Raw genomic sequence first — 11713 nt, 5'->3', positions numbered from 1 at the left:
CAAGGCCGCCTTGATGTCTGGGACCTGTGTTGCGGAAACCATCTTGGCCAGCGTTCATGCGCGAACGCCACAACAGGCCGGACATATGGACGCAAGCGATCAGATCAAATCATCTCAAAATATCTTGCGAGTCGGGGGCCGTCCACATATGGGATCCGAACCGCCGACCCCCAATAAGGGCTGGGCATGTCTATGATTCTCTGCAAGGCCTGATAAGTGATGAGCGAGCGTCAGCCTTTGAAACGCAGCGCTTCGACGAGTAGAGCAAACGCAGCTCGCGGCTGGTGGTAATGACGATTATCACGCCCCGGCCCAGGTCCTGGTATCGGGATATTTCTCGAAACAGCAGTTTGATCCCAATGACGGGTGCCTCTTCTGAAGAGGCATGCGAATAAATCGCGCGACCGCAAGTTACAGAGCAACTAGCGGTCCGCAAGGTTCATGGAGGTCGAAGGCTGCTGTGTGAACCCGTGCAAGACATCGCCTCCCTATGAACCTCGGCGTTGATCGGCATTATCGTTGAACCCGGCATTCAAAGGTCAACCCTGAACCCGCGCGACGTCATGCATGACATCGAACGATATTGCCAGTGTGTTCATTCAGGTCGCTGCGACAGCCGGGATGATTGCGAACTCCCGCTACTGCAAACGAAACGAGGGCATTCACGGATGTGCCGTGCGGGCTCGAAGGCGCTCCTATCAATCGTGGATCCCACAAGGAGATGACTGACGCGCAAAAGCATGATGCCGCAACGTCGACATTGCTTGGCGCGAATTCTCCCCGCGTGACTCCGGCGCGGATCAAGTTCCCCACGTCGGCCCTGAGTCCGTTGAGATACTGCAGGAATGACGGCCAAGTTCCTTCTGCAGCGAGAACAACAAGGCTGAACATTCGGGGGTCGCCATCGCGTGCCTCTGACATCAACCGATGATGGCCGAGAGCGGCTTCCTCAAGGCAGCTCGCCACGTCGCCTCGTTCGTCAATGGCAAGCGCGGGGACGCGCAGAGTGGTCTCCAGGAAGTTTTCGGCGATGGCATCCCATACCGCGGCCTTGGAGGGGAATATCTTGTAGACGCTGGCCGGGGATTTCCCAAGAAGCCGGGCGATGTCAGCGACGTTGGTCTTCGTTGGCCCGTACAGCCGACACGCGGCCGTGCCGGCTTCCACGATCAGGGGCGCGTAGTCTGTTCCCGGCCGATGCCTCGCGCTCTTGGCTGTTTCCATCTTCCTATCCTGACAAATCCTTGCTGGTGGCGGCCATGATTCAGTACGCAATCTGCCCGTCCCTGATCGGTGCGCCGTCGGAGGAGAGCTCCTCCTTCAGGATCTCCCGTGCCTCCGGGCTGATGACAGCGACTGGGGCCGCGACCGCAAGACGCGTCGCCGACCCTGCAAGGTTTGCGGCAGTCACGCCGATCTGGTCCGCCGCGCTTGCCTTCCCGCCATCCAGGCTCTGCCCGGCCAGCCGCCGCCCAAGCAGGCGCACGATCTCCGGGCTGTCGGCGAAGGCGTTGTGACCGAGTGAATCGTTCGTGGCGATCGCGCTCGTGTCGATGACGGAAACACCGAGTTCGTCGAAAAGAGGTGCGTAGGGTCTGAGATCGGATCCGCCAAGGCGGTTGACGCCACCCGACAGCCAGCCGGAAACCTCCAGGGCCTTGTCGCGTGTCGATGTCAGGATCGCAAAGTGCGGCCGCTTCGGTCCCATTTCAGTGAACTGACGGCGGAACACGTCGATGTCGATGTCCGGCGATGCGAGAACGACGTTCTTGACCTTCGCAGGAATGGACTTCTCTCTCATGGCGACGCCGCGCAGCGCTTCCGCGGCAAGCCAGCCGCCCATTGAATGCGCGAGGATTGTCACATCGGAGACGTCGGGACTTTTCGCAGCCTGAAGGATCAGATCCTCCAGAGCGCGGCGTGAATAGTTGGCGCTCTCCCGGTCGTAGAGGTAGTCGAACACACGTCCCCGTGACGGCCAGGTAAAGAGGATCGGCGCGGCGTCCGTCCCCGAATCATGGACGATCTGCGCAAACCGGAAGACCGCGTCGGCGTAGGTGTTGTTGAATCCATGAACGAAGATGATGACCTGATGCTTTGAATTTCTGTTCTTCCGGTACCAGTCGAAAGCCTGGCCCTCGGATTGCACCTTGGCGATCTGCGTGACCGCAAACTCCTTTTGCGGATTGGGCGGCATCCGCGACGGCCACTGCACCTCTCCGATCTTGCGGTTCCGGTCAGGCGGAATGGATACGTCGACACTGTTGAGGGAGATCGCAGTCCCGCGGTCCCCGGAATAGAGCTTGCCGGGATCCTCCGAAGCCTTGCGCGTCGTGGCGACCAGCATGGTGATCCGAGTGGTGCCGGTCGGAGCCACGGCAAGAGGCTGGAGGACATCCTGCACCCGGCCGGCACAGCCCGATGCAACGATCGATAGAGCCAAAAAAACCGGAACCGCCCGCCCCACGCGGCCACCAAACGCCTTGGCGAATCCATGCCCGGCGGGACCCCGGGCACGGGGATAGGAGAGGAATGTTGTCATCTCAGTTCTGCTCCACTTCGCGGGGAATCCGGAACCACGTGACGTAGAGCGCAGGCAGGAAGAGAAGCGTCAACGCCGTGCCGACGACGATACCGCCCATCATCGCGTAGGCCATCGGACCCCAGAAGATCTCGTGCGAGATGGGGATCAGGGCGAGCGTTGCGGCCGCGGCGGTGAGCATGATCGGCCGCATGCGGTGCTCGGTCGCCTCCACGACGGCCTTCCACGCCGACATTCCCTCTGTGCGCAACTCCTCGATCTGCACGATAAGGATCACGGAGTTGCGGATCAGGATGCCGACCAGCGCGAGTACGCCCAGCAGCGCCACGAATCCTAGGGGCGAGTTGCTGGCGAGAAGCGCCACGACGACGCCGATGAGAGCCAGCGGTGCGACCGAGAAGACCAGGAACAGTCTGTGGAAGCTCTGAAGCTGGATCATGAGGAGCGTGGCCATGATGACGAACATGGCCGGGGCCACCTTCGCGATGGGGCCTTGCGACTTGGCGCTTTCCTCGACTGCGCCGCCGACTTTGACGGAGTACCCGGCGGGGAGTGTCTTCTCGAATGCCGCAACCTTTTCGGAGAGCGCCTTGACGACTGTCGCCGGCTGCGTGGCATCGCCAATCCCGGCCTTGACCGTTATGGTCGGAACTCTGTCGCGCCGCCAGATCGTCGGCTGTTCCAGTTCGTAGTGGAAGGTCGCGACGGAAGACAGCGGCACGGATTGACCACTGCTGCTCTGCAGTTGCAGGTCAAGCAGGGTGTCGATCGAGCCACGCTCCTTCTCCGCGGCCCGGCCGATGACATCGACAAGATAGATGTCGTCCCGGACCTGCGTCACGGCATTCCCCTGTACGACAGTGTTGAGCGCCATCGCGATGTCCTGCGACGAGACCCCGAGCTGTCTGGCCTTGTCCTGCAGCACGTCGATCTTCACCACGCGGGCAGGCTCGTTCCAATTTAAGGCAAGGTTCCTGAGGGACGAATCGGTGCCGACGATCGACCCCAGCTTCTGTGCAAGAGTGCGCACCGTCTGCAGGTCCTCTCCGGACACACGGTACTGGATCGGCTTTCCAACAGGCGGCCCGATGTCTAGCAGCTTCACGTACGCGTCCGTTCCCGGAAAGGTCTTCTGAAGGTACGCCTCCATCTGCCGCTTCAGCTTGTCCCTGACATCGAGTCCTTTGGTGACGATGATCGTCTGGCCGAAAGAAACGTCAGCCGGCTGCACGTCGAAGGAAAGAACGAAGCGCGGCGCACCCCTGCCAACGTATGTCGACCAATGCTCGATGCCAGGGTTGCCAGCCAGCATCTCATGCTCGAACTGGGCCATCTGGCGGCTCGTTTCGGCGATCGAACTGTTCTGCGGCAGGTTCCAGTCGACGATCAGTTCCGGGCGGTCGGAACTCGGGAAGAACTGCTGCTGCACCATCGACAGGCCGACGATCGATCCAGCAAAGAGAAGGACCGTCGCGACGATGGTCATCCAGCGCCAGCGCAGGCAGAACTGCAGGAGGCTCGAAAACGCCCTGGCAAACCGACCCTTGTGCTCGGCATGCTTCTTCAACGTCTTCGGCAGAATGGTCACACCGATTAGCGGTGTAAACACGACCGCGACGACCCACGAAACGACGAGTGAAACCGCGATGACGACGAAGAGCGTGAAGGTGAACTCACCTGCGTTGCTCTTGTTGAAGGCGACGGGGATGAAGCCCGCGACGGTCACCAGCGTTCCGGTCAGCATCGGGAAGGCCGTGGATGTGTAGACGTAGGTGGCGGCCTTCGTGAGACTGTCGCCCATTTCCAGTCGCGCCACCATCATCTCGACGGCAATCATGGCGTCGTCGACGAGAAGGCCGAGCGCGATGATCAGAGCTCCCAGCGAGATGCGCTGCAGCGAAATGCCTGTGTAGAACATGACCATGAAAGTGATGGCGAGAACCAGCGGGATCGCGATCGCCACCACCAGGCCGGCCCTCATCCCCAGACTGATGAAACTGATCGCGAGTACGATGGCGACTGCCTCGAACAGGGCCTTGGTGAAGCCCCCGACAGCCTCCTCGACCACCTTTGGCTGATCGGAGACCTGTTCGACGGCGACGCCGACGGGAAGCTCCTCGATGATTTTGCTCATCGTCTTTTCAAGCGTTTCCCCGAAGGCGAGCAGGTTGCCGCCCGTCTTCATGCCGATCGCGAGCCCGATGGCCGGCTTTCCGTTGAAGCGGAACAGCGACGTCGGCGGATCGACGTAGCCGCGGGTGATCGTGGCGACGTCCGTCAGCGGGAAGAAGCGGTCGTTGACCCGAAGATTGATTCCACGCAACGTGTCTTCGGAGATGAACCGCCCGCCGACCCGCAAGGCGACCCGCTCCGGTCCTGTTTCGATAAATCCGGACTGGGTGACGGCGTTTTGCGCCTGCAGCGTGGCGATGATGGCGGAACGGTCGATGCCGAGGGCGGCGATCTTGCGGGTGGAGAATTCGAGGTAGATCACCTCCTCCTGCGCACCGACGATGTCGACCTTGCCAACGTCGGCAATCTTGAGGATCTGCGTCCGGGCATTCTCCGCGAAATCGCGCAGTTCCCTCTGGCTAAGTCCGCCGTCGCTCGTGAAAGCGAAGATGTTGCCGTAGACGTCGCCGAACTGGTCGTCGAAGAAGGGGCCGACCACGCCTTGAGGGAACTCGTGCTTGATATCGTCGATCAGATTGCGGACGCGCGACCAGGTGGGCTTTACGTCGCGCGCGTTGGTGTCCGGCAACAGGTCGACGAAGACGGTCGTCTGACCGGCGGTCGTGATGCTGCGGGTATGTTCAAGGTTGTCCAGTTCCTGCAGCTTCTTTTCGATGCGGTCGGTAACCTGCTGCGTCACCTCCGCGGCCGAAGCGCCCGGCCACTGGGCCTGGATCACCATCGTCTTGATCGTGAAGGACGGATCCTCCTCGCGGCCGAGCCCGAGATAGGCAAAGGCGCCCGCCACCGCGAACATGATCATGAAGTACCAGACGAGAGAACGATGCTCGAGCGCCCAGTCAGAAAGGTTGAATTTATTCACGGGCGTGGCTCCTGTCCGAGTTGCACTTTCTGTCCAGCGGTGAGTTCATCGACTCCGGCGATGACGATCTCTTCTCCTTCCCGCAGGCCCGCTTGAACCCGGACAGAACGGGGGGCAGACGCCGGACCTTCCAGTTCAACCGCTCTCGGAGCGACAGTTGCTGTCGAGCGATCAACCACCCATACTTGGCTGGTACCGCCCTTATGGCGGATGGCGGAGAGCGGCAGCGTGATCGCCTGCTTCCTTTCTCCGACAAGCGGCGTCGCAGTGACCACGGCGCCAAGCCGGAAGATGTCCGGCGCCTGATCGATCCCGATCTTCAGCCGATAGGTGCGGGTATTGGGATCGGCCTGCGGTGCAATCTCGCGGACCACGCCAGTCGCCTGGATCCTGCTGTCGAGCTGGAGGGCGACGTTGAAGCGGTCGTCCAGGCGAATGCTGCTGAACTGCGCTTCCGGCACGTCGACGACCACGTCGCGCTGCTCGAGGCGTGCCAGTTTCAAGACCGGTTGGCCGGCGGAAACGGTCTGGCCCATTTCTGCGGACGTGGCGGTCACGACGCCATCGAACTCGGCTTTCAGCTCGGCGTAGCCTAGCTGCTCGCGCGCCTTCGCAAGGCTCGCCGTCGCTTTCGCAGCATTGGCGGTAGCCGATTTGAGCTGCTGTTCGGCAAGATCGTGATCGGCAACGCTCGCCGCATTGCTCTGTACGAGCCTTCGCTTGCGGGTTTCCGTCGTCGCGGCGTTCTCCAATTGCGCCTGGGCGTTGCGGAGTTCGGCCTCCGCGCTCGTGACCGCGAGCTGCAGAGTGAGCGGATCGATTTCCGCCAGGACATCGCCCTTGTGCACAAGGTCGCCGACATCGACCTTGCGAGACACCATTCGCCCGAGCGTCCGAAACGCTAGGTCGGTCTCGATGCGGGCTCGGACCACGCCCGGCAAACTTACGATTTTGTCCTGTTCGGCCGCGGCCATGACGACTTTGACAGGGCGGGGAGCCGTCTCCTCCCGGGCGACGGAGCTCTGATCGCAGCCTGCAAGCAGCGACACTGACAGAAGAAGCGGGAGAGAGGTACATATGCGATTGAGGGTCATCTCACTTGCCTTCCCAGGCGACGGCCTGGCCTTCCTTGAGGAACTTTCCGCCTTCGGTGACGATCAGGTCTTGTGCGGCGACGCCGCCGGTGACGACGAAATCGCTTTGGCGATATCGGTCGACCGAGATCTTACGGAGCGAAACGGATTGGTGTTGAGTGTCAACGAGCCACACGGCAGGTTCGCCCCCGGCTGATGCGATCGCGGTATAGGGCAGCACGATTCCGTCGCGCGGCGAGGCGCGCAGCTTGCCCACGACAGGCGTTCCGAGCGGCCATGGCGCGCCGTCCTGGAGCCCCACCTTGATCCGGATCGTGCCTGCCTTCGCGTCTATGACGGGCGAGACCTCGCGAATGCTGGCGTGGACGTCGCTCGCAAGGTCGGACACCGGTGCGACCTCGACGTCGTTCAGCGGCCGGCCATCCAGAAAGAACGCCTCGAAGACGTCGAACACTGCGTCTCGTGGCCCGTCATGGGCGAGCGTGAAGGTCGACTGCGCTGCTGAAACCACCTGCCCGGCTTCGATGCCGCGCGCCGTGATGATGCCGTCCGCGGCGGCCTTCAGTTCGGTGTAGGACAGGGCGTCCTCGGCCGTCGCGAGCGCGGCCTCGGTCGCCTCCAGGGAAGCCTGTGCACTCAGCAGCTCCTTCTGGGCATCATCAAAGACAGCCCTCGGAACGGCCTGCGACTGCAGGAGCGACTTCGCCCGGTCGAAGGCGAGCGTCTTCTGCGCAACGACGGCCTGCGCCGACGCAAGCGCGGCACGGGCGACGCTGACGTCCGCCTGCTGTTCCGTGTCGTTGAGCCGGGCGAGGACGTCGCCGGCGTGGACATGCGACCCGACGTCGACGCTTCTCTCGAGAACCCGGCCGCTCACGCGAAAGGAGAGTTCAGTCTGAACCCTCGCCTTCACCTCGCCGGTGATTTCCGCACCCGGTTGATATTGAGCCTCGGCGGCCGCGACGACGCGGACCTGCTGCGGCGGCGGCGCAACTTCAGCTTTTTCTTCGCAGGCAGCCAGAACTGCGCAGGCGAGGCCAATTCCCAGCAATCGAAAGGACTGCATTTTTTGCTCCTAACAGGCCATCGCCCGATGTTGACAACGCCCACTTAATGGGTAAAGTGGACGATGTCAACATACCTAGTTGAAATATGTTGACACACGCAACATCAAGACAAGATGTGCGGGTACGGTCAAATCGCGGCTGCCACTGCAGATCGCGCCCCCACCAAGGATCCTGAGCGGGCCACCAAAGGTGTGTCTCCGGATATCCTAAAAGAATTCAATGGGATGTGATGAAACGAGTTGAAAAGAAGACATCGAGGGCGGAGCGCAAGGCGAGGCGTCCTGATGAAATACTGGCGGCCGCGTTCGAGCAGTTCGCTGCGGAGGGGTATGCGGCGACGCGTGTCGAAGACATCGCAGCCCGACTGGGGATAACAAAGGGAACGATCTACTTCTATTTCCCGACCAAGGAAGTTCTTTCCAGGAAACGTTTCGCCACGCCTCGACGTCATCCGCGGACCTTTCAACCGCCATCGGCAGCCTTCGTGGATCCTGCGCCGACCGGATACGAGGCCTCCTGCTGATCTCCTATGAAAGCACGGCCAACGACCGGAAGACTGGAGACCTCCTGCGCCTGTCCCTCGCCGAAGGCACTCGCTTTCCCCAAGCGGTCGATTGCTATCATGGCCGCTTCATCACGCCGACGCTTGCCGCCCTCGCGAGCCTGATCGAGCAAGGCGTGAAATCGGGAGAGTTTTGCCATCACGCGGCGGCCTCTGCGCGGGACGTGCTCGCGAGTTTGATTTTTCAAGTTGCCGTCTGGCGTCTCATGTTTGCGGATCGAACACCGTTCGACGGCAAGGCGCTTCTTGAGGCGCACATCGACCTCGTGATGAGCGGGCTCATGCAGCGTTCGGAACACAGATGCTGATTGGTGAATTGTGTCAGAGCGGACGGAGCTTCGCATTCTTCGATGCGTGGCAAGGCCGGATGCCTCATGCGACATCCGGCCTTGCCTCCCGTGCCGAGCGGAATCTAATTCCCGCCAGGCCGGCGACCATAATTCGGCGGCGGAACGTCGCCCGTGACCACGATATTTTCCTGGATCTTATAGACGATCCGCAGATTGGCGGCAGCGGCCTGAAGCCAGCCGACCGCATCTTCGGACGTCCATGCCGCGCCCTCCGGCGGCAGGCTTTCAAACAGGCCAACGATCAGAGGATTCACAGACTGGGAGCTGCTATCCCCGCCCCTGTGCTGGTTCGTTCCGCCCTCTCCGCCGCCGCCGACGGTCGGGTTCGAACGGCTCTGATCGGAAGAGTTCACATATATCCCGCCGGAAGAGCCTGAAGACCTGGCGAGAGACGAACCCGAAGTGCCGCCGTGATGCGAACCCGACGACGCCGCGTTGGCAGAGCCCCCGCTGCCTTGGGATGAACTCGCGGACGCTACGCCAGAGGAACTCGTCGTGGATCCAGACTGATCTCCATAGGAAGAATACGTCGTTCCGCCTGTGCTCGAAGCTGCTGCTGCACCGACGGCGACGCCTGCCGCATACCCGCCAAGGACGTAGGCTTCGCGGCGATAGTATCCACGGCCATAGTCTCCACCGCCGTACTCTGCGCGGCCATGGTCTCCACGGCCGTATCCGCGCCCATAGTCTCCGCCACCATAGTCAGCGCGGCCGTGATCTCCGCGGCCATAGTATCCGCGGCCAAAGTATCCGTTGCTGTTGCCAGAGACCTTTAGATCGCCTGAGTTGCTGACGGTGAGGTTGCCTGAGTCCTTTGCGACGATATTGCCTGTGGAGTTCATGAAGGTGCGGTTGCCGTTGATGTTACCGCCCGAATTCACCGTGTTGCGGATGTTCCCGGACAGACTGCCCCGTCCACGGCCGGGTCCTTCCGACAATCGCCCCTTTGCGCCACCGACATTTGGCATACGAGTACGAGGGTTCGCCGGCGGACGGTTCTGGGCGCTTATCGGCGGGCCGCCATGGGCCATCGGCGGACGCGGGGTTCGGCCTATCTGCGGACGTGGGAACCCGCCCGGCCCTCCCGACGGGAAATGGGGTGGTCCTCCAGACGGCAGGGGCGGCGGACCACCTGGCGGCGGCGCAAACTGACCGAAAGCCGCGTCCGATGTGATGGCCGTCAAAGCGAGAAAAGCAAAGCAGGTGCGCTTCAGATAGTTCATCACTTGCTTCCTTCCATTCCCGACGCGACGGCTGATGTCAGATCGATCTTTCTCACACCGGGGGGAGGTTCAAAGGTGAATTCGGAGTCGGACAGAGGGGACTTGGTCTGCCAACTGGTGAATTCGGCGACGAAGCTTGGCTGCCCCTGAAGCAACGGGTAGGTGACGACCAGACGATGCGGCGTCGCAGCGCCATTGTTCTCAACCCACAATTCGAGATCGATGCCGGACTTCTGAGAGAAAAACAGATGCGTGCACTCGACCCCGTCGATGGTAGCCGTGCCCACCTGCCAGGCGGCCATGGCATCGCTCAACAGGACTTTGTCCGGAGAGGCTGCAAAAAGCACGCCGAGCGGAAAATCGACGTTCAGCTTGGTTGCTGCCTCGTTGAGCGCAGATGGTATGTCGCCCGATGCCGGGATCGTGGCGTAGTTCTTGCTGTCGGGAAAGAAGACCGACGCCGCCTTGCCGTCKTAGAACAGATCGTGCTTGCCGTCATCGCCGTTGAACTCGACGGCGATCCGGTCAGGACGACGCACGGTGATTTTCATCGTATGGAAGATGTGAAGCGGTTGCCCGGACTGATCCAGGTAAATGCTGATTGTTCTCGCCGTGATCGTCAGGTCCTCGGCAAGGAGCGTCTTTCCCATCTGCGAAACGACGGTCGCTGCCTCGTCGCTGACCGCTTTTTTTACGGGCGGGTTCGGCTCATCCGCTCGGGCTATCGGCAGCGCGGCGAATCCTATGATCATGCCGAGCGCGGTAGTCCGGAGCGCATTCCGCAGTATCGCGGTCACGCAGCGCACGCTTGCGCCGTCAACAGACGGACTGGTGGCGACAGATGGTCGCCGGGTCATCAAGAAGGCCCTCCGCAAACCATTACAGACTTCCATGTTCATTTCCTTTGATATTCAAGAACGAGATAGCGCGAGCTCACTGTGGCTCGTCGCGAGATAGAGCCCGGGTGCTGGAGCGTTACTGTCGCAGCGCCGCAACGGGTGTCGTCCGTCTGTCCGAAATCGATCCTACTGCATGAACCAGCCGTGGCTCACGACCAACGACTGACCTGTCACGGCATTGGACTTGGCCGCCGCGAAATAGAGAACGGCGTCGGCCACATCGTCAGTGCTGGTAAACTCGCCGTCGACCGTATCCTTGAGCATCACCGTCTTGACCACCTGCTCCTCGCTGATGCCGAGCTCCCGCGCCTGCTCGGGGATCTGTCTGTCGACCAACGGCGTGCGCACGAAGCCGGGACAGACCACGTTGGCCGTGACGTTGTGCTCGGCTCCCTCCTTTGCCAGTACCTTGGCCAGTCCGATCAGCCCGTGCTTGGCCGTGACATAGGGGCCCTTCAACTTCGAGGCTTCCTTGGAGTGCACGGAACCCATGTAGATCACCCGACCATAGTTGGCGGCATACATGTGCTTGAGGCAGGCGCGGGTGGTCAGAAAGGCGCCCTCGAGATGGATCGAAAGCAGCTTTCTCCAGTCCGCAAAGGGAAAGTCGACCAGCGGCTTGACGATCTGGATGCCGGCGTTGCTGACCAGCACGTCGATCTTGCCGAACCTGGCGACCACCTCGCCAACGGCCTTTTCCACCTGCTCCTCGTCGGCGACGTTCATCGCCACGGCGAAGGCGTCGCCGCCCTTGCTCTTGATCTCGGCGACCGCTGCGTTCGCTGCGTCGAGATTGAGGTCGGCGATCACAGGAATGCCGCCTTCGACCGCGAAGCGAAGCGCGATTTCCTTGCCGATGCCGCTCGCGGCTCCGGTGATAACAGCCACTCTTCCAACAAATCGAGACATGGATAGTTCCTT

Annotated in this window: 10 protein-coding genes; 2 read left to right on the top strand and 8 right to left on the bottom strand. The window is 61.5% G+C overall.

The features are described from left to right. Positions 1 to 561 precede the first annotated feature (561 nt). From AC1DUP_RS21190 to AC1DUP_RS21170, 5 genes are read right to left on the bottom strand one after another with little or no spacing between them, the layout of a single operon-like run. A complete protein-coding gene (locus AC1DUP_RS21190; protein WP_115038659.1) occupies positions 562 to 1224 on the bottom strand; it encodes a TetR/AcrR family transcriptional regulator in 663 nt (220 codons plus the stop codon). Positions 1225 to 1264: 40 nt separating this feature from the next. After that, positions 1265 to 2542, bottom strand: coding sequence for an alpha/beta hydrolase (locus AC1DUP_RS21185; RefSeq protein WP_115038661.1), 1278 nt, complete (start codon positions 2540 to 2542; stop codon positions 1265 to 1267). Between the two features lies 1 nt (position 2543). Next, the gene (locus tag AC1DUP_RS21180) at positions 2544 to 5597 is read right to left on the bottom strand and encodes an efflux RND transporter permease subunit (RefSeq protein ID WP_477834211.1); all 3054 of its coding nucleotides are present in this window, start codon (positions 5595 to 5597) and stop codon (positions 2544 to 2546) included. After that, positions 5594 to 6691 carry an efflux RND transporter periplasmic adaptor subunit gene (locus tag AC1DUP_RS21175; protein ID WP_477834209.1) on the bottom strand — a complete coding sequence of 366 codons (1098 nt, stop codon included), beginning with the start codon at positions 6689 to 6691 and terminating at the stop codon, positions 5594 to 5596. Before AC1DUP_RS21175 ends, AC1DUP_RS21180 begins: the two co-directional genes overlap by 4 nt. 1 nt (position 6692) lies before the next feature. Further along, positions 6693 to 7757, bottom strand: coding sequence for an efflux RND transporter periplasmic adaptor subunit (locus AC1DUP_RS21170; RefSeq protein WP_477834207.1), 1065 nt, complete (start codon positions 7755 to 7757; stop codon positions 6693 to 6695). 230 nt (positions 7758 to 7987) lie between these two features. On the opposite strand from AC1DUP_RS21170, the gene AC1DUP_RS21165 reads away from it, so the two are divergent. After that, positions 7988 to 8281: a TetR/AcrR family transcriptional regulator gene (locus AC1DUP_RS21165; RefSeq protein ID WP_477834205.1), complete on the top strand. Its 294-nt coding sequence runs from the start codon at positions 7988 to 7990 to the stop codon at positions 8279 to 8281. Next, positions 8230 to 8628, top strand: a complete 399-nt coding sequence (locus AC1DUP_RS21160) for a TetR/AcrR family transcriptional regulator C-terminal ligand-binding domain-containing protein (protein WP_477834221.1) — start codon at positions 8230 to 8232, stop codon at positions 8626 to 8628. The genes AC1DUP_RS21165 and AC1DUP_RS21160 overlap by 52 nt, the downstream gene beginning before the upstream one ends. A 104-nt stretch (positions 8629 to 8732) precedes the next feature. On the opposite strand, the gene AC1DUP_RS21155 is transcribed toward AC1DUP_RS21160, so the two are convergent. The 3 genes from AC1DUP_RS21155 to AC1DUP_RS21145 form a co-directional block, all read right to left on the bottom strand. Next, positions 8733 to 9023: a hypothetical protein gene (locus AC1DUP_RS21155; protein WP_477834203.1), complete on the bottom strand. Its 291-nt coding sequence runs from the start codon at positions 9021 to 9023 to the stop codon at positions 8733 to 8735. An 869-nt stretch (positions 9024 to 9892) separates the two neighbouring features. Beyond that, positions 9893 to 10792 (bottom strand): DUF2092 domain-containing protein, encoded by a 900-nt coding sequence (locus AC1DUP_RS21150; protein WP_477834201.1) that lies wholly within the window; start codon positions 10790 to 10792, stop codon positions 9893 to 9895. 126 nt (positions 10793 to 10918) lie between these two features. Further along, positions 10919 to 11701: a 3-hydroxybutyrate dehydrogenase gene (locus AC1DUP_RS21145; RefSeq protein ID WP_477834199.1), complete on the bottom strand. Its 783-nt coding sequence runs from the start codon at positions 11699 to 11701 to the stop codon at positions 10919 to 10921. Positions 11702 to 11713 lie beyond the last annotated feature (12 nt).

It is taken from the genome of Rhizobium sp. 01L419, from assembly GCF_056400025.1.
Note: the sequence above shows the minus strand (reverse complement) of the source record. Positions and strands in the feature narration are given on the sequence as shown.